We start from the raw sequence: 17,575 nt of genomic DNA, 5'->3' as shown, positions 1-17,575 counted from the left end.
GGCCCGCTTTTAGCCGCATACTGCGTTAGGTGAGCTTGGCACTGCGGGCCGCACATGCGACCTTTCTGACATTCGCTGCCTGTTAGCGACCGGTGCTAGGCGACCCTGAGCGGCCATTCGATCCTCTCCTAAACCTTACCGTTCAACATGGTCAGCATCCGACGGCGGACCGTACGATGGATAGGCTGAGCATCACGTCGGCGATGAAATCCCGCGCCCGGAACTGGCGAGACATGGTCCGTCTTGACAGCCAGACTTCGCTGTCTTTTCCAATGCGATTCAACACGAGAGACGAGATGAACTGGCTTGCAAACAAAGTTGCCATTGTGACTGGCGCTATCTCGGGGATCGGGGGCGCAACTGCTTTGCTATTCGCCAGCGAGGGCGCCGCAGTGATTGTCGGAGCACGCCGCAAGCATGAGTTGGAAACGCTCGTGGACGAGATAACAAAGAAGGGTGCGCATGCAATCAGCGTAGCAGGGGATGTCGGAGATGAAGCTCATGGAGAGTTTGGAGTGCATGCGCTTCAGAGACTGCCCAAGCCGGTCAGAGTGAAACCGCTCTAGCTTTTCATTTTCCTCAGGAATGCAGTGTAGAGTCCAGACGTGTCTTTCGGTGCTTCCATCATCGGTAGATGGCCTATTCCATGCAAAACATGCATTTCCGCACGGCTTAGCTTTGCCTTCAAAACGCCTGCACCTGACACATCGAATACCCTATCGTTTTCGCCCCAGAGAACCAGTGTTTTATGCTTGAGAGTCTCAATTCGTTCATGGAGCAGATAGCGGTCCTTCAACTGACCAAGCCAAATCCGATGATTGGACTCGGCATTATTGATTGCGCTGGACTGCGAGGCTTGAATTATCGGGAACGGTAGGAAAGGCCGCTTCGCGAATACAAGCGACAGCATTTCTTCAAACTCTGCCGGATTACGTGCCACCAGAGGCGCCTTGCCGGCGTCGATTAACATATCCATTTCACTCGGGGTAGTTGAGCGAATACCGTGGGGAGCGCCGATAAAAGCGATGGAGGCGACGCGATCCGGATATTTGATGGCAAACAGTGACGCGATGGTGCCGCCCATCGAATTGCCGGCCAGATGCGCGCGCTTGATACCAAGCTTGTCCAGCATTTTCACCAGCAACTCAGTCTGGGCGGCATAGTCATACTGGAGGTCCGGCATGCGGCTGCTTTCTCCAAAGCCGGGTAGATCGGGGACGATAACGTGATAACTGCCGGTCAGTGGCCTGGCAAAATCGACCCAGTGGTCTTTTTCGGCAAAGATACCGTGAAGAAGAACAACCGCGTCCCCGCTACCGCCCTCCAGGTAATGGATTTCATGCCTGTCGACCAGGATGGTTTTCTCTTCAAGTCCGGCGATTCCTCGATTGAGCTCGATCAGCGGCTCCCGGAAGTAATGCGGAAGCGTGTAATATGTGGCCGAGATAATGGCCAGGAAAGCAGCGGCCAAATACACACAAATGCGCTTCACATGATTCTCCTTGGTTTCTATCCGGTCTGTCGGTCACGGGTTGTCGGTCAGGGGTAACAGCGTCCGCCAGACTATAGATATTCATCCTGAAAAACTTGTACGTTTGGGCTATGCGCGCGACAAACACCTTCACGCTTGGGACTAATCGGGCACTTTATATTGGTGAGTTGCCTGCCACGGAATGGCACTGCCATGCTTCCCCGGTACTGCTGATCGGATTATCTGGGCGTTTCGCGGTACACCTTCCCGATGCCGGGATCCAAAGCTGTCACAGCGTATTGATCGACGCCGGCGTCGATCATGTGTTTGATCCCTGCGGCGAACGGGTCGCGCTGATCTATTTCGAACCAGACTCTATTGAAGCTCGCCGACTGCGGCAGCAGTTTCGTCTCGATGGAAAGGTGATCTTCGATGTTGCAATGCGACCGGTATCGAGCGCAAGTTTCAACCGTCATCTCGGCAGCTTTGACTTGCAAACGCTGCTCCGGTTTAAAGTGCCTGACTCGATAAAGCTAGACGTTCGAGTGGAAAACAGCCTGAAGCTCTTAAGGGCGGTAAACGACAGGCCAGTTGCGAGGGACACTGCCGCGCTGGCCGCCGCGCTTTCTTCCTCGCGATTCAATCATTTGTTCCGAGCCGAAGCCGGTGTGAGTTTCCGAAGTTATCGAATCTGGTCCCAAGTCAGGTCCTCGTTTTTCTCACTGGCGCAAGGCACCAGCCTTACCGATGCCGCGTTATACGGTGCTTTTACAGACTCATCGCATTTCAGTCGTACGTTCAGAAAGACCTTCGGCATGTCGCCTTCGACAGTGCTAAAACCCTTGGAGGAAATAGTCATTGTGTAAATGGAAGATCCGTTCTTGCGAATGGCCTTTCCCACGTATGGCAGACATGTTGAAAGGACCATCTTCACTCTAGCCGAGGTGTCTTGTGCGACGCATGGTATTTACACGGCACATTGGCAATGTCCAAGCTCAGAGCAGTACGCTTGCCGGTGCCAGGCGCCAGGCCAGATACCAATCGCAGGTTCAGAGTCGCGACGGACTCACGCAACACCAAAAATATTCAAAAACGTTTTTACGTGCTTATCCGGGGAATAAAGGACGGTCTATATGGACGGTTGGTGCGCAGCCCGGACTCATGGCATCCCATAAATTGGCTTCCGTGTTGCATGCAGCGGGCAGTCGTACCTTGACTCAAACTATGGTGCAATGCAAAATAGACGGCTATGACCGTCCGTCTTCAACCCGCGCACCTGCTTTCTTGCGATATTTATATCGTTGAGCGGACTCGTTTTGCGGGTTCACACTTGGAGGCAGTCTCCTACCCAGGAGCAGGATTGCCGCGCGGTTATTTCTGCTCAGTGACTCCCCCGTAAGCACCTTCTCATCGATAGATAGACCGATGCCCCCTTGCGGCGTCGTTCCTTTCACTGTTTCGTTCTGCACGCTGCGCACAACCGTTCGCGTAGTGTCTATGTTCATCTTGTACTCGGGAAGACTAGCCCGAGAAGGTACCTCTATGTCTTTGTCAAAAATTCGCCGGGATTGGTTTTCCAACGTCCGTAACGACTTGCTTGCAGGTCTCGTTGTCGCGCTTGCTCTCATTCCAGAGGCGATCGCGTTTTCCATTATTGCCGGTGTAGACCCGAGGGTAGGGTTGTATGCTTCGTTTTCCATCGCGACCTTGATCGCCTTCTTCGGCGGGCGTCCGGGAATGATCTCCGCAGCGACCGGCGCCATGGCCCTTGTCATGGTAACGCTCGTAAAAACCTATGGCTTGGACTATCTGCTTGCGGCTACGATCCTGGCAGGTGTTCTGCAGATTGTCGCCGGCTGGATAAAGCTCGGTCGGCTGATGCGTTTCGTCTCACGCTCGGTTGTAACAGGTTTCGTGAACGCACTAGCCATCCTGATCTTCCTTGCGCAGCTACCTGAACTGACGAACGTCACGTGGCAGGTATACGCCGTCACGGCCGCGGGTCTGGCGATCATCTACGGTCTGCCGTATCTGACGCGCGCGGTGCCGTCGCCGCTAGTCGCGATTGTCGTGCTTACAGGGGTAACCATTGCTCTAGGTCTGGACATTCGCACCGTGGGCGACATGGGTCAGCTCCCGGACAGCCTGCCGTCCTTCCTGATCCCGAACGTGCCGTTCAATCTCGAAACCCTGCAGATCATCCTTCCTTACTCCATGACGTTGATGGTGGTTGGTCTGCTTGAATCGTTGATGACGGCCACCATCGTCGACGATATGACCGATACCAAGAGCGACAAGAACCGCGAGTGCGTAGGCCAAGGCATCGCAAACATTGCCACCGGCTTTATTGGCGGCATGGCTGGCTGCGCAATGATTGGACAGTCTGTCATCAACGTGAAGTCTGGCGGGCGTGGCCGCCTTTCTACCTTGACTGCTGGAGTCGTGCTGTTGATTCTGGTCGTGTTTTTGGATGAATGGGTCAGGCAAATCCCAATGGCAGTGCTCGTTGCGGTGATGATCATGGTGTCCATCGGTACATTTAACTGGGGTTCGATCAGACATTTGCGGGAGCATCCTGCGAGCTCGAGCATCGTGATGATTGCAACTGTCGTCGTCACGGTGGCAACCCACGATCTGGCAAAAGGGGTGTTGACCGGTGTTTTGCTGTCCGGCGTGTTCTTCGCGCAAAAGGTCAGCCGACTTCTGAATGTGAGCTCGCACACTGAGAACGCTGGTCGCGTACGCCGATACCAGGTGACAGGACAGATCTTCTTTGCTTCGTCGGATCAGCTCGTCCAATCCTTCGACTACGGCGAAGCCGTCGATAAGGTGGTTATCGATCTTAGCCACGCGCACTTCTGGGATATCACCGCAGTCGGCGCACTGGACAAAGTCGTGTTCAAGTTTCGTAGGTCAGGTGCGGATGTGGAAGTGCAAGGTCTCAATGAGGCTAGCGCCACCATGGTGGACAGGTTTGCCGTACACGACAAGCATGATGGACACGATGTCTTGGTTGGTCACTAAGGTTCGAACTTAACGTAAAGAGGCATAACGCCTCTCGATCCCGCGGGAATTGCAGCGGGAAGCCGAACTGTTCAAATGGCGCTTGAGTTGCAGGAGCCGGTGCAGGTGCAGGTGTGGAAGCCGATGCCGTAGCATCGTGATCGTCGTTCCCGCCGCATCCGGACAAGCCGATCAATTCAGACGCTATCAAGAACTTTGAAGTCTACTGCAACGTCGTACGTGTCTGCCTTGAGCAGGGCTCGCCGATTCTCAAGGGAACAGTGCAGTCGAATCTGCCATTGCTCAATGCTGAAACAAGACGGCATTTCGATGCCGGCATTTCGCCGGCGACAGCGGTTCTGCAGTTGGAAAAGAAAATCGAAGCATAAGCCGTTGATCGGCTCTGCAAAGATGTAGCCAGCGCTAAATCATGTATTGGACCTGTCGCGAAGAAGGCCTGTCACTGCGATATCGGCCAGGACGTCGTTCGAAAGCACAAGTCAGCAGACCACAGCGCAAACCGGCATCTCGAACGGATCAGGCATGGAGTTTGAACTTTGTCGTCGACCAGCTTGCCAATGGAAACCGCTTTCGCTGTTTAACTATTGTTGATGTTTTTACCCGCGAGAGTTTGGCAATCGAAGTGAGTCAGCGCTTATCAGGTACCGACGCGGTATCGGTACTCAACCGGCTGCGTCAGGCTGGGCGTGTGCCTGGCACTCTTCTTTGCGACCACGGCAGTGAAAGCACAAGCCAGATTCTCGACCTCTGGGTATGCCACAGCAAGGTCGGCATTGGGTTCTGCCGGCCGGGCAAGCGAACTGACAACGCGTTCATCGAGTCCTTCATCGGGACGGAGATGAGTGCATGAATGCCCACTGGTTTGAATCCCACAAGATTTGAGAATGCAGATCCTGGCATGGCATCTGGAATACAGTAGGAGTCGTCCTCTCAGGGCGATTGGAGAAGTCACACCAGCTGAATTCGCCAGTCAACACAAGCAAAAGAGCAAATCGGCAGCTGAAAATAGAGCAGGCGACTAACCTCCGGCCATGGCTACAAGATCCCGGGCAGATCAGGTCTTCGCCGTGTATTAAGCGGTGTAGGCTGCGTCGTCGTATTCAGAAGTGTGAAGAAACGCTTTCTTAACTCATTGAAAATTTTCAGAAAAGCCCGCATAAAAGCCTTGAGCGTCAAAGCCTCCTTGAGGCTCTACCGTATGATTCGATGCAACAACTATGTTGATCAAGCGCATAGCGAGAAAAATCAAAGCGGCTCTGCCGCTTTCACAATACGCTGTTCGCACACTATCCATTCAGGAGATCTGGAGACTCCATTTAAGAGGACGCCATATTGAACGGAAAAGAGCTGGCAACAAGAACGCTAATTCAGAGTAGTGTCGTTGCGGCACTTGTGCTTGTGTTGCTCACGTTGCTCTACGCAGCCGAAGTATTTCTGGTAGTGTTCGCCGGTGTGTTGCTGGCCATCCTGTTTCACAACACTGCCGCATGGCTTCATACAACCACCGGGCTTCCTGAGAAATGGTCAACTGCCATCGCTCTCGTTTTTCCATTCTTGGCGCTTGGCATGCTGATCTGGTTCATGGCTCCAGATATTTCAAACCAGGCTGGAGAACTCACCGACCGGGTCCCCAAGGCATTAAAGGAACTAGAAAAGCAGCTGCGCAGCTATAAGTGGGCGGACAGGCTCATAGACCAGGGCGGCCAGATGCAGGATGCACTTCCGTCCGGATCGAAAGCGTTCGACCTCGTCAGTGGCTTGTTTTCTTCGACCTTCGGTGCTCTCGGCAACCTCGTTATCGCTTTGGCGATAGGTGTCTTCATTGCGGCTATGCCAAGGACTTATTTGTCGGGCCTGATTCATCTCATTCCCATCAAGCATCGCGATAGAACACGGGCCGTGCTTCAGGCAACACGGTCGGCTTTGGCATCCTGGTTAACAGCCAAGCTGATTGCCATGGCGGTCATCGGCTGCTTGACGACACTAGGACTTTGGCTGCTGGAAATTGACTTGGCGCTAGTCCTCGGAATTATTGCTGCTCTATTGTCCTTCGTGCCTAACATCGGGCCGATCGTCGCACTTGTGCCCGCCTTGCTCATCGCCTTTGTAAGCGGGCCCGATCAAGCCATGTACGTCATCGCACTGTACGCCGCAATCCAGACTTTCGAAAGTTATATTCTGACTCCGCTGCTTCAACAACGCATGGTCGATTTGCCACCAGCGTTGACAATCACCATGCAGGTTTTGTTTGGCTTTCTTGCTGGTGCGCTAGGTATCATCGTGGCAACACCGCTCACTGCTGCAGCAATGGTGATGATAAAGATGTGGTACATCGAAGATATCCTGGGCGATCGAAGCCTTGAGTCCAAATAGGCCTGTGCAGTGAGGCCAAAAGATGGCGTCCAAAGCGGTTTTCTGACAACCGGCCTTGAACATAGGCTTTGGTAATCACGGCGGACATGCATTCGTTGAATCTGTTTGGCCGCTTCCTGACAGCTATTATTTTGCTCTTTAATCCGCTAAACGGTCAGGCTTGATGGCCGAGCGCTATTCCGGGTCGCGGACTTGCCGGATCAGGATGCACGGATACGAGCTCGCCCAATCGAACGGCGGCTGAGTGCAATCCTGGCGAATACCGCTGCTCGTTCTTCTATTGGTATTGAGCCTGTTGGAAGCCGGACACCTGACCGTGTAATCAGCATAGCCGGCCGCCAGGTCCTTCGTGTTACAACAGCCGATGCCGAAGACAACGGCACTACCACCGAGCTATTGGCGCAGCAACGGGCGGACTCCATCAAACTCGGAATGGAACGTGCATCAGAAAGGCGACTTTCGAGCACGGATCGATTTCTGGCAGCGATTCAATCCTGTATCCAGACCGCATTTGGACGGCTACGGAAGGCTGCGGCATTTACTGTTCCACTAATGCAGATTTTGTTGCGAGGCAAAGTGCAGTTGCCCAGCTTGTGCAGTTCTCTAGCGTGAAGGCCTAATCACTGCATCGACTACATGTATGACACCGTTGTCGGCAGCAATATCGCTGAGGATGACCGATGCATTCTCCACTTTTACGAGTCCGTTGTCGGATTCCAGAGAAATTTCACTGCCGTCAATTGTTTCTGTTGTTCCTGGTCTAATCTCCGCAATCGATACTTTTCCACGCACAATGTGATCGGATAAGACCTGACGGGCCATGTTCTGGTCTGACATGAGCTGGGCTCTTTCGTTTCTGGGCATGGACTGGAAGGCCGAATCCTCAGGTGCAAACACCGTGTATGGCCCGCTTTCCCGCAGAATGTGCTCCATACCCGCTGTCCTTACTACCTGCAAAAATGTACTGATTTCTCTTGAGTCGCCTGCCAAGTCAAACAGATCTTGTGCCGAGACAGTATTTAGACACGCAGACAGCATCAGAAAAGCGATTTTCTCTTTCACAAGCGACTCTCCTTGCATCTCAAGAACAAGCGTACCCGCTAAGGAGGCTGTGTAACCTTGGCGGACCATGTTGACGTTTTAGAGCCGGAGCGGTCTCCCTCGTTCCCCACTCAAAAAAGCGAGAAGCAGCTACGGCGACTGGTCGGAGCCCCCTAAGGCCTTGGATCCCGATGCAGCTTGCTTGCACATCGTTAATCCCACGAAAAGCCGAGCAATACCGAGAAGCCGGACACGTAAATGACTAGCATCAGCAAACTTTCGAGCCCGATGTTGCCAGGTCCTGAACGCTGGCGGAACAACAGGCCCGGCAGAAGTACGAGGTTCAGAAGTATTGCAAGTATGGTCAGAAACTCCTCGGACGCTCCTATTCCGGCAGCGTGATAGACAGAACCGCCGAGAAATACCCTATCCGCAGCCGCCACGAACAGTGCATCAAAGAAATTTCCACCAACGATGTCGCTAACCGCGAGGATCAACGCGCCGCGGTGGACCGCTGCAATGGTGGTCACCAGTTCGGGGAGCGATGTGCCACGCCAGATAGAAGGCCGCCGGCGGCAGTTTCGCTCATACCCGTCATGTCGGCAACGACTATCCCTGCTATCGTGATATCGATGGCATTGAGTCCAAATTTGATGAGCAGAGCCGAGAGGGACCCGGCCGCTGGCACCTTCTCCGGCACATCGAGTACAGTGTCTGAAGTTTGGCGCGGTCGCCATATCGGCGTTGCGCTGGTCCGGAATGCCATTCAGAACCCAAGCCCCGCTGCAGCGACCAGCAACACGGTCGCCGGGTGTATATGACCCACCGTTACCGGGGGACTCGCCATGCCAAGCAAAATGAGTGTGAGAAGCACGATCAGTATGGCAGTCTGCACCATGTACGGTAGGAACTTTGCCTTCCTATAAGCTGTCGGTCGTTTATTCATTAGGTAACGCAAGTGCGCCAAGGAGGCCCCTGTCTCCGCGCCCTACACTTTCACGGGGGTACCCACGGATGAAGCGGGCACGACCGATCCGCACCATTGTTACCACTATCATTCTGACTCTCGGCGTGGTTTGGCTTGCCTTGAATCTTACGCTTGGTGACAAGCAATTCGAGGAACGCTTCGTGCGGCAGTACGACGTACACGACCGCCAGTTTCTTCGCACCATGGGCGTCATACTCGGCCCCCCGCAGGTACAAGGAAACGACATCACCGCTCTGATGAACGGGGATGCAATTTTTCCGGCGATGCTGCAGGCGATCCGCAGCGCCCGTCATACCATCAATTTCGAGACCTATATTTTCTGGTCCGGTACGGTGGGACAGCATTTCGTCGATGCCTTGAGCGAGCGTGCTGCCGCCGGCGTCAACGTGCATGTACTATTGGACTGGGTGGGAGGCAATTTGGACCCAGGGGTGCTGGAAGAACTGCGCGCTGCCGGTGTCCATGTCCGCCGCTACAACGCCCCGCATTGGTACAACCTGCACTTTCTGAACCACAGGACGCACCGCAAACTGTTGGTCGTTGATGGCGCTATCGGCTTCATCGGCGGGGTCGGCATTGGTGAAAAATGGCGTGGCAACGGCGATGTGGCCGGTGAGTGGCGCGATACTCACTTCCAGGTCAGGGGGCCGGTGGTCGGGCAACTGCAGGCCGCATTCGTGGACAACTGGATGTTTGCCTCGGGCGAGGTATTGTACGGTAGTCGTTACTTTCCCGATCTGGAGCCGGTGGGGACCCAGCTAGCGCAGGTCTTCACGAGTTCACCAGGCGGCGGCAGGAACAGCATGCAGCTTATGTATCTGCTTTCGTTGACGGCGGCCACGCGTAACATCCGCATCTCCGCCGCGTACTTCGTTCCAGACGATGCATCCGTCCAGACCCTGCTTGCGGCACTGAAACGCGGAGTGCGGGTGCAGATCGTGGTGCCAGGCGAGCAAATCGACTGGAAGTTCGTCAGACGCGCATCACGTGCCCTGTGGGGAGATCTTCTCGAGGCAGGGGCCGAAATTTACGAATACCAGCCATCGATGTACCACGTCAAGGTACTTATTATCGATGACTTTCTCGTTTCAACCGGTTCAACCAACTTTGACAACCGCTCCTTCAGCATCAACGATGAAGCCAACCTTAACGTCTATGACCAGGATTTTGCGCTGCGCCAGATCGACGTATTCGACGAGGACATACGGAGATCTAGCCGGGTCACGCTGGAGGCATGGCGCGAACGCCCGATCCACGACAAGGTCCTTGACTATCTTGCGTCTCTGGCAAGTGGACAACTTTAGCGCTGCAGTAGTCAGGAAATGTCCACCGGGACCGGAAGGTAGGAGCCTTGCGTCGTTGCGGGTTTCGCTGTAAACATCCCGGCACTGCACGGATTGCTATTGAACGGGAATCTGCAGCCCGGCGGGTACTGGGACAGCATATATGGGCTCCCTCCCAAGTACAAGGGACTGATCGACAGGAATGACATGGGGGAGGAGACTGCAGTCGTATATCCGGCATCTAAGGTGGACTCTATTGTGGTCCGTGCCGACATGGAATCTGCGACATCATTGCGCCAATCGATGGAAGCGGCAGACCTACAACTGCCAAGCATGTTATCGGCGTCAAACGATGTAGGTGTATCCCTGGGTGCCATGATGGGCGATCAATCTCTTCGCAAAGGCGGGTATATTAAACGTCACGTAATCGCCTTGGGTTCAGGCGGGCATAGGGTACGTCGGACTGTTAAGCTTCTGACTCATGCGCGTGACGTTTCCTCCGTAGATGTCTCCATCACGCAAAGTCGCATAACAGATCCGCGCAGGCTTGTTGGCCAGCGCGCACGCCGCCTTGTCGTGGTTGGCGCGGGACTGAACACCAAGTGCCCAAGTTCGCAGGCCGTCAATCTGGCGACCAGCCTTAACAGCGATGCTCGCCGCTCGGAGTACCGATCGGGCACCGTGCGTCAGCAGCATGCGCAGATATCGCTCTCCCTTCTTGGAGATGCGCCCCAAGTTTCTGGTATTGCCGGACGAATGTTCTTTCGGCGTCAAACCAAACCAACTAGCGAAGTGCCGGGCGTCCTTGAAATGGGAGACGTTTCCACTACTAGCGGCCTCCATCGCGGTAGCAGTCAACAGGCCAATGCCTGGTATCGACAGCAGCGTGGTGCAGGCAGGAGACTGTGTCGCCAGCACCGTGAGTTCGCGTTCAAGCTAAGCCACCCGAGCTTCGAGCAACCGAATCTCTTCCACCAGCAGCTTCATTGTGCCGCGAATGAGAATTGGGATGGCGGAAGCGGGATCGGCAAGGACTCTGCTGCTTTGTTCCAGGCCGTTGCGACTGCCAGTCGCAAGGAAATCCCAAACTCGCGACGGACTCCTTTTGTTGACTGATCCCCGTGCCCACGCGAACCAGTACGCCTACTTTGACTCCAAAAGACGGAGGAAGTCCATCCCATCAATTAACGGGAACGTATCTGCGTTCTGTCCAATTGAATGTTAGAGCGCCTTTGCCAATGTAAAAAAGCTTGTCTCATCGAAGTTGTCTCCCTGTGCAAGTAGTTCAAAACCGGCTTGTTTCAGAAATGGCTGGATTTCTCCCCGGGACCATGCACGATGTTCAATTGCATCACAAAATTCAATGGGCTTACCATCAAGGATGCCTGTGTATGTGGCTTCCCAAAGCACAACGAGCGGAGAGTCAGAGAGTCGGGTGGTGGTAGATCTTCGCCGAATCTCGGCCGTTTCGTCACGCACGCACAACTCGCCATTGAAGTAGTTTGTTAACCCGATTTTTGAGTCTTCGTAGTTGTCGAAGAAGAGCTTCCCCGATCTTCGAAGTGCTTTGTGGCACGAGCGAACGGCCAACCGCAAGTCCTCGTCAGAGATCATGTGTGTGAAAACACGTCCGACGACAAAGACAAAGTCGAACTCATTTTCGAAAGGTAGCGAACGAAGGTCAGCGACTTCGACCTTGACATCGGGTAAGTGCTTGCGGCCGACACTTACCATTTCTGCGCTATAGTCGACAACAGTGAGATCAACACCATGCCGGAAAAGGCAGCTGGCGATCTCGAACATCCCACCGACAAAAAGTGCTCGGTGACCCGGCTTCACACCTGATCGCTGAAAAATAAAGTCTTCGACAGCATGTCTATCAACGGCCAACTCATAGAACTTCGCGCAAATCGCGGCATGTCTTGCGTACGTGTTATTCATTCGGATAGATATACCACTTCGGTTCGATGGGGTTCATGTGAAGCACGGAAGTCCGAGTGTAACGCCAAGTTAGACCCACGGCGAAAAATCGGCTTCACGAAAAAGTGCTCTATTTCGTTTGGCCCTAGCCTAAGTGAACCAATCTCTTCAAGGTGAGCAGCCCGATGCCGGGAAATCTCCAGAGGCCGGCAAGCAGAGATAAGCATTCGGTCAAAGTCCAATGCAGCTGGATGGTCATGGATCGCCTGCAGCAGAAGTGATCCAATGCCTTTGCCTTGATAAGTCGGATCAACGTACCACCAACTTAAAAGTGGAATTCTTGACGCATAGAGGAAATTCAGCGATGCACAACCGACAAAGACGCTTCCTTGCTGTGCCAGGAGCACAGCTCCGGAAGATATGCTTGCTGCAAGGAGCGGTTCATCAAGTGGGGTGTGTCGGCCAAATTCGTCCTTCCTTTCAAAAGCCATACAGACAGCCATCTCGTTAGTGGTGGCAAGCCTAACGTGTACGTCCACAAGTTCTTGCATCCTTTTCTCCTTGCTATTGTGGGGTCGAACGACTTCGTTGAGCCGCACATAGCGTCGGTGGCGAATGCGAAGTTGAATGAATTATCATGGACGGCTTCCGTGATGGTGTCCTTGCTTGCGTCTTCCACCTCGCTTCATACTGTACGCCACTATGGTGCCGTAAGCGACGACGATGGGAAGAGCAATCAAGCCCATGCCGAGGGTCGCTGCTGCCAACGCCTGCATCATGATGAATAGCGGTGCGGCGGCAGTAAGAGAAAGCAGACGGGAGTGGCGCTCTCCATATAAAAATCCATGCAACAAGCCTATGGCATATGCGGATGACAGGATGATAGCTAGCGTCGCAAATAACTCACCATAAGTCAGTCCATGAATTGGCGTATCAGGGAAATATGCTTTTCCAACCGGGAGCACATCCAGCAACCGATCAATCAGGAACATGGCAAACCAGGAACTGATGAAGCTTGTAATCGCACCTGCTGCTGGCAATAAGGATCTCATGACACTTAACATTCAGGTTGACCCACGCGCAGCATGGGCATCGAATGGCGTGTTATAAAACATGCAAAGATTCCTTGTTCATGAATCTACGGCGACAGCAGCCGCAACGGTACCAATACAAGTAGTCCAACAACGATAAAGACTGTTGTCTTTCGCTTCAATTGCCTTGCTTCGGTATTTCCATTTTCTGCAAGATTGTTCAGTTCACGCGAGTTCAAAACTCCGACCCGCCTCATTCGCTTCATCTTCTGCGGAAACAGCCACAGGACTCCAACGCCTACCCGAATCAAGAATGCAGCAGCAAAGAGATAATTAAAGTTGACCATGTCGGGTGGAAGATTTTGCAACAGTGCTAAAAGTCGAGTTACGTATAACTAGGTTTATATGGCAGGGTCTGCTTGATGAAACAGGATGATGTCTGATAAATCATTTTGCCAAATTCTCAGCAAGTCGCATGCCGCTTGGTCTGTCGCCTATTCTCTACATTCGTACAGCATTAGTTAACCGTAAAAAGCAGCACCCGGAATCCTGCTTCTAGGCGACCACCCACCTTACTCGAACCGCCACTTCTCTTTCTGAGAAACAAGCATTACCGTCTGCAGACGGAAGACGGAGCAGGTCTATTCGTCTAGGGCAAGATGGTATACCCGCATTCACAAACTGCGCCATCCCGCAGACATGGGAGCCTAGGCAACACGATTATGGCGCAATGTTATTGCAGCCAATACCGCTACGATGGCGATTGCGACGGCACTTGTTGCAGCTGCCACGCTGAATCCCGTAATAAACGCGGCTTGCGCTTGCTCCAACACGCCAGCCGGCAGGTCCGCCGACAACGATTTGGCTCCGGCGAGGCTGTCTGATACTGCGTATTGAATATGGGTGGCCATCGCGCTCTGAGACTGATCGGCCATGCGAGCGCGATAAATGGCTGTTGTCAAACTCCCCAGTGTGGCAATGCCTACAGCTAAGCCGAACTCTTGCACCATTTCAGACAGGGCCGAGGCTGCACCTGCCTTGTTGGGTGGGGCAGCGCCTACTATGAGATCGGTTCCCAATGCAGCAATGGTGCCGAGGCCGAGGTACACCAACGAAAATGCAGCGGTGACAAGTGTAATACCCTGAGATACATGAGCGAGTTGCGCCAGCATCAAATAACCGATCACCGAAAATCCCAGCGCTCCAGCGATCAGATAACCTGGCCGAATCCGCCTTGCAAGCAAGGGTGCTGAAATACCGGCGACTAGCATGGCGAGTGCCGGCCCTCCCATTTGCAATCCTGCAGCCAGAGGTGACAATCCAGCCACCAATTGCAGGTACTGGGTCACCAGCAGCATCGTTCCGCCGACACCCATCAGGCCTACAAGAAGCACGAACAACGCGACGTTGAATGCGCGGCTGGAGAACAGGTCGAGGTCAAGCAAGGGATTGCTCAGTCGGCGTTGACGCCGAATGAACAGCAACATGAATGTTGCCCCGCCAATCAAAGCCAACGCGGTGGTAGCTACTATTCCGTCCTTGGCGATCTGCTTGATGGCGTAGATGATGGGAAGCAATCCACAAAGCGAAAGCGCGACGCTAGGCAGATCGATGCTTTCCTGTTGCCGAGCATGGTGCTCCGGCAGAAGAAACGGCGCGGCAACAAGTACTAGCCCGACAATTGGCAGCGCTACCAGAAACGCGGCTCCCCACCAGTAATCTTCGAGCAAGACGCCGCCTACCAGGGGGCCGGCTGCCATCCCCAGCGCGAACATGGTCGCCCACACCCCAATCGCCAGAGCTCGCTGGCGAGGCTCGTGAAACATGTTGGTGATTAGCGCTAACGTCGACGGCATCAGAGTCGCACCTGCCACACCCAGTGCGGCACGCGCGGCAATGAGCATAGCCGAACTAGTCGAGTAAGCTGAGATTAGAGAGCAAACCCCGAAGGCCGCAGCACCGATCATGAGCAGCTTGCGTCGCCCGATGCGATCTCCCAAGGTTCCCATCGTGACCAGAAAACCGGCAATCATAAAGCCGTAGGCATCGACTATCCATAGTGCCTCCACGCTTGTGGGACGCAAGTCCATTGCCAATGCAGGTAATGCCAGATGTAGCAAGGTCAAATCAAGCCCTAGCAAGATCGTCGGGAGTGCAAGTAGCGCTAAACCCAGCCACTCACGGGCACCGGCGTTCTTTTTAGCGGTAAAAGGGCGAGTCGGCAATTGTTGCCGGCCAGGCATTAAATCGTCAGGGGCATTCAAAGCGGCCTCCAAATTTGTTTAGGGTTATAGATCCGGCCCGAAAATATGTTGGGCCGGATCCCCTCACCCCGGCCCTCTCCCAGAGGGTGAGGGTGAGATCAGCAGCCCGAAAAATGAGCCATTTTTCGGGCCGAACCAATAGTTGCGGAGACCACACCTTAAGGGCAATATCAACCCGTTACAATTTAACTGTTTATCCTATTACCATTGCTACTAGCCATGTTCGAACGAAGCCTGCGCCGTACAAAGAGTGAGCTGTCCGAGTTTCTGACTCAACATCGCAAGAAGCTGACACCGGCCGATGTCGGCCTGCCCTCCAACGGGAGGCGTCGAACCCCGGGGTTGCGCAGGGAAGAAGTTGCAGCGCTGGCTGGCGTCGGGCTCACCTGGTACACGTGGTTTGAACAAGGACGCGACGTCCGCGTGTCGGAAAAATTCTTGCTCAACGTGGCATGTGCCCTCAAGCTCGATGACGCTGAGTGCTGCCATTTGTTTCTTCTAGCTCATAAACGGCCACCACCGCCAGAAGCTCGGCAATGGATATCGGTAACACCGCTCATTCAGCGACTGATGGATGATCTCGCAACAAGGCCTGCCTACGTAATGAACTTGCATTGGGATGTCATTGCGTGGAATACATCGGCAGCTGCGTTGTTTGGTTTTAGTGCCCAGCACGACCAAGAACATGGGAGGCTCAACATTCTGCGGATGGTGTTTGCCGAACCTGGAATGCGTCGGCGTCTTTTTGCATGGCGCGATGATGCATCCAAACTGCTGGCGCAGTTTCGCTATGATTTTGCCGTGGCACCGGACGATGCTTCGATGTTGTCGTTGGTTGACGATCTGAAGAAACTGTCACCCGACTTTCGCCGGTGGTGGGAGACGCCGACACATAACGAAGCGCGTCGCGGCATCGAGTCCGTAATGACCGCAGCTAACGAACGCCTGAATCTTCGGCATGAGACCTTGATAGTGGACGAACACCGGCATCTTAGGATGGTGGTCTATTTTGACGATAGCGCTACCGACTGACTCACTGGCGACTGGCAATCTTTGCGGTATCAAAAAGGGGGTAGTATGTTCAGCAAATTGTTAGACGCGGCCTATGGCCGTCCAGGTAAGTGCTGCAACGGCTGCCAAAGCAAACCAGCCGGGGTGGCGCCCTCTCGTGCCGATCAACACCAACAACGAACCGCCAGCATAGGCCGCTATTGTCGCCTCGGCCAGTAAATCGGGGAACGACGCGTGTGGCGTTACGGCAAGCCGCGCCAGCATGGCGGCAAAGGCACAGCCAAACACCGTTGCGAGATGCCAGGTAGCCCAGAGAATGCGGATGTGGCGGTTGCGGAGCGGCGGTGCATCTTCGGCGGGAACGAGAGTGCCTTGCCGCAGATGGCGAAAGATCAGTAGTTCACCCAGAACGGAATGGGCAATGCCGGTTAGGACAGCCAGCACGGCTGCGATAGCGAGAAGGGTTTGCATGTATTCTTTTTGATCCGGCTGTGGTGCTTAATTTAATGCTCCGGTCATCCTCGCAGGAGGCCAACCGGCTCGAGCGGCACGTCCGAGGATGGATCGAACGATCAAACGATGAAATGGCGCTATCAATAGAATGTAGAGGCGTCCTAAGCGATTGTGGCAGCGAACAACGGTTGATAAGGTCAGGCGACGTTTTTCATTCGGAGCCGATTGGCTGGAGCACAGCAAAGACAGCCGAAAGTCCAGGTGCTTGTCACCTTCTCCAAGCACGATTTCCGTTTGGTCGGTGCTGTAGATTTTGAAAAAGCCGACACGGCTTGCATTGGCGTCCTCTCCGAGTGAAGAAAGGTGCTTTATGGTCTTGAGGCCGAAGCCTGCTGCCAGTGCGTCCCGAATCTTCATAAGCGCGGTCATCCAGGGCGATAGCTGGGAAAAAATAAATCTCGCTAACTGCTCCGGATTGGTTGACGCTCCCGCCGGAAGCTCAAGAGAGTAAGCATCGGCGAAATTTACCAACGGATAGGTGCTGGTAATTCTGGAGTCAAGCGGAAGTGGCACCGCCTTTACGTGGTCTTGTTCCATATCCATATCCATATCCATATACGCGTTCCTGTAAGTTTTTCGGTGCCTTATCGGTTATACATCATCTCGCAGTTGATTATCCGCGACGGTGACAGATAAAGATAAACCGTCCGTTGATT

17 protein-coding genes and 1 pseudogene are annotated in these 17,575 nt (G+C 54.0%); 8 read left to right on the top strand and 10 right to left on the bottom strand.

Annotated elements, in window-relative coordinates; all coding sequences use genetic code 11:
* Positions 1-233: 233 nt before the first annotated feature.
* Complete coding sequence (locus RY831_RS00880; protein ID WP_437126191.1) at positions 234-566, top strand: SDR family NAD(P)-dependent oxidoreductase; 333 nt, start codon at positions 234-236, stop codon at positions 564-566.
* Here the strand turns inward: RY831_RS00880 and RY831_RS00875 are convergent.
* Positions 563-1,492 carry an alpha/beta fold hydrolase gene (locus tag RY831_RS00875; protein WP_326504446.1) on the bottom strand — a complete coding sequence of 310 codons (930 nt, stop codon included), beginning with the start codon at positions 1,490-1,492 and terminating at the stop codon, positions 563-565. The genes RY831_RS00880 and RY831_RS00875 overlap by 4 nt on opposite strands.
* 110 nt (positions 1,493-1,602) lie before the next feature.
* Here RY831_RS00875 and RY831_RS00870 point away from each other — a divergent pair, with 110 nt between their 5' ends.
* From RY831_RS00870 to RY831_RS33525, 5 genes and pseudogenes are all read left to right on the top strand, one after another.
* Positions 1,603-2,337 carry an AraC family transcriptional regulator gene (locus RY831_RS00870; RefSeq protein WP_326504445.1) on the top strand — a complete coding sequence of 245 codons (735 nt, stop codon included), beginning with the start codon at positions 1,603-1,605 and terminating at the stop codon, positions 2,335-2,337.
* A 676-nt stretch (positions 2,338-3,013) separates the two neighbouring features.
* Complete coding sequence (locus tag RY831_RS00865) at positions 3,014-4,495, top strand: SulP family inorganic anion transporter (protein ID WP_326504444.1); 1,482 nt, start codon at positions 3,014-3,016, stop codon at positions 4,493-4,495.
* A 409-nt stretch (positions 4,496-4,904) separates the two neighbouring features.
* Positions 4,905-5,345, top strand: a complete 441-nt coding sequence (locus tag RY831_RS00860; protein WP_437126190.1) for a DDE-type integrase/transposase/recombinase — start codon at positions 4,905-4,907, stop codon at positions 5,343-5,345.
* Between the two features lie 482 nt (positions 5,346-5,827).
* On the top strand, positions 5,828-6,868 hold the full coding sequence (locus RY831_RS00855) for an AI-2E family transporter (protein ID WP_326504443.1): 1,041 nt from the start codon (positions 5,828-5,830) through the stop codon (positions 6,866-6,868).
* Positions 6,869-7,030: 162 nt separating this feature from the next.
* A pseudogene (locus tag RY831_RS33525) lies at positions 7,031-7,480 on the top strand (DUF8459 domain-containing protein); the annotation flags it as partial.
* Here RY831_RS33525 and RY831_RS00850 read toward each other — a convergent pair.
* Together RY831_RS00850 and RY831_RS00845 are read right to left on the bottom strand one after the other, a co-directional pair.
* Positions 7,472-7,930, bottom strand: coding sequence for a fasciclin domain-containing protein (locus tag RY831_RS00850; protein WP_326504442.1), 459 nt, complete (start codon positions 7,928-7,930; stop codon positions 7,472-7,474). The pseudogene RY831_RS33525 and the gene RY831_RS00850 sit on opposite strands and share 9 nt — an antisense overlap.
* Positions 7,931-8,121: 191 nt before the next feature.
* A complete protein-coding gene (locus tag RY831_RS00845) occupies positions 8,122-8,646 on the bottom strand; it encodes a calcium:cation antiporter family protein (RefSeq protein WP_326504441.1) in 525 nt (174 codons plus the stop codon).
* 277 nt (positions 8,647-8,923) lie between these two features.
* Between RY831_RS00845 and RY831_RS00840 the strand changes: the two genes are divergently transcribed.
* Complete coding sequence (locus RY831_RS00840; RefSeq protein ID WP_326504440.1) at positions 8,924-10,201, top strand: phospholipase D-like domain-containing protein; 1,278 nt, start codon at positions 8,924-8,926, stop codon at positions 10,199-10,201.
* A gap of 417 nt (positions 10,202-10,618) precedes the next feature.
* Here the strand turns inward: RY831_RS00840 and RY831_RS00835 are convergent, their stop codons facing one another.
* The 5 genes from RY831_RS00835 to RY831_RS00815 all read right to left on the bottom strand — a co-directional run bounded on the left by RY831_RS00835 (position 10,619) and on the right by RY831_RS00815 (position 15,395).
* Positions 10,619-11,023, bottom strand: a complete 405-nt coding sequence (locus RY831_RS00835) for a transposase (protein WP_326504806.1) — start codon at positions 11,021-11,023, stop codon at positions 10,619-10,621.
* A 378-nt stretch (positions 11,024-11,401) separates the two neighbouring features.
* A complete protein-coding gene (locus RY831_RS00830; protein ID WP_326504439.1) occupies positions 11,402-12,121 on the bottom strand; it encodes a class I SAM-dependent methyltransferase in 720 nt (239 codons plus the stop codon).
* Entirely contained in the window at positions 12,118-12,651 is a 534-nt protein-coding gene (locus tag RY831_RS00825) for a GNAT family N-acetyltransferase (protein ID WP_326504438.1), read from the bottom strand. The genes RY831_RS00830 and RY831_RS00825 overlap by 4 nt, the downstream gene beginning before the upstream one ends.
* Positions 12,652-12,735: 84 nt before the next feature.
* Positions 12,736-13,152, bottom strand: a complete 417-nt coding sequence (locus tag RY831_RS00820) for a hypothetical protein (protein ID WP_326504437.1) — start codon at positions 13,150-13,152, stop codon at positions 12,736-12,738.
* 686 nt (positions 13,153-13,838) lie between these two features.
* Positions 13,839-15,395, bottom strand: a complete 1,557-nt coding sequence (locus RY831_RS00815) for an MFS transporter (protein ID WP_326504436.1) — start codon at positions 15,393-15,395, stop codon at positions 13,839-13,841.
* A 219-nt stretch (positions 15,396-15,614) separates the two neighbouring features.
* On the opposite strand from RY831_RS00815, the gene RY831_RS00810 reads away from it, so the two are divergent.
* On the top strand, positions 15,615-16,427 hold the full coding sequence (locus RY831_RS00810; RefSeq protein WP_326504435.1) for a helix-turn-helix transcriptional regulator: 813 nt from the start codon (positions 15,615-15,617) through the stop codon (positions 16,425-16,427).
* 60 nt (positions 16,428-16,487) lie between these two features.
* Here RY831_RS00810 and RY831_RS00805 read toward each other — a convergent pair whose 3' ends face one another.
* A complete protein-coding gene (locus RY831_RS00805; RefSeq protein WP_326504434.1) occupies positions 16,488-16,877 on the bottom strand; it encodes a hypothetical protein in 390 nt (129 codons plus the stop codon).
* Between the two features lie 27 nt (positions 16,878-16,904).
* Positions 16,905-17,474 (bottom strand): DUF2867 domain-containing protein, encoded by a 570-nt coding sequence (locus tag RY831_RS00800; RefSeq protein ID WP_326504433.1) that lies wholly within the window; start codon positions 17,472-17,474, stop codon positions 16,905-16,907.
* Positions 17,475-17,575: the final 101 nt, after the last annotated feature.

The sequence above is a fragment of the Noviherbaspirillum album genome (assembly GCF_035916955.1).
Taxonomy (GTDB): Bacteria; Pseudomonadota; Gammaproteobacteria; order Burkholderiales; family Burkholderiaceae_D; genus Noviherbaspirillum; species Noviherbaspirillum album.
The sequence above is the reverse complement of the archived record's forward strand: the minus strand, read 5'-3'. Positions and strand labels throughout refer to the sequence as shown.

Excerpts from the sequence above, each read along its gene's own strand:
- RY831_RS00830 (WP_326504439.1), bottom strand. The coding sequence starts at position 12,121 with ATGAATAACACGTACGCAAGACATGCCGCGATTTGCGCGAAGTTCTAT.
- RY831_RS00860 (WP_437126190.1), top strand. The coding sequence starts at position 4,905 with ATGTATTGGACCTGTCGCGAAGAAGGCCTGTCACTGCGATATCGGCCA.
- RY831_RS00835 (WP_326504806.1), bottom strand. The coding sequence starts at position 11,023 with ATGGAGGCCGCTAGTAGTGGAAACGTCTCCCATTTCAAGGACGCCCGG.
- RY831_RS00825 (WP_326504438.1), bottom strand. The coding sequence starts at position 12,651 with ATGCAAGAACTTGTGGACGTACACGTTAGGCTTGCCACCACTAACGAG.
- RY831_RS00820 (WP_326504437.1), bottom strand. The coding sequence starts at position 13,152 with ATGAGATCCTTATTGCCAGCAGCAGGTGCGATTACAAGCTTCATCAGT.
- RY831_RS00800 (WP_326504433.1), bottom strand. The coding sequence starts at position 17,474 with ATGGATATGGATATGGATATGGAACAAGACCACGTAAAGGCGGTGCCA.
- RY831_RS00880 (WP_437126191.1), top strand. The coding sequence starts at position 234 with ATGGTCCGTCTTGACAGCCAGACTTCGCTGTCTTTTCCAATGCGATTC.
- RY831_RS00810 (WP_326504435.1), top strand. The coding sequence starts at position 15,615 with ATGTTCGAACGAAGCCTGCGCCGTACAAAGAGTGAGCTGTCCGAGTTT.
- RY831_RS00865 (WP_326504444.1), top strand. The coding sequence starts at position 3,014 with ATGTCTTTGTCAAAAATTCGCCGGGATTGGTTTTCCAACGTCCGTAAC.
- RY831_RS00870 (WP_326504445.1), top strand. The coding sequence starts at position 1,603 with ATGCGCGCGACAAACACCTTCACGCTTGGGACTAATCGGGCACTTTAT.
- RY831_RS00805 (WP_326504434.1), bottom strand. The coding sequence starts at position 16,877 with ATGCAAACCCTTCTCGCTATCGCAGCCGTGCTGGCTGTCCTAACCGGC.
- RY831_RS00845 (WP_326504441.1), bottom strand. The coding sequence starts at position 8,646 with ATGGCGACCGCGCCAAACTTCAGACACTGTACTCGATGTGCCGGAGAA.
- RY831_RS00840 (WP_326504440.1), top strand. The coding sequence starts at position 8,924 with ATGAAGCGGGCACGACCGATCCGCACCATTGTTACCACTATCATTCTG.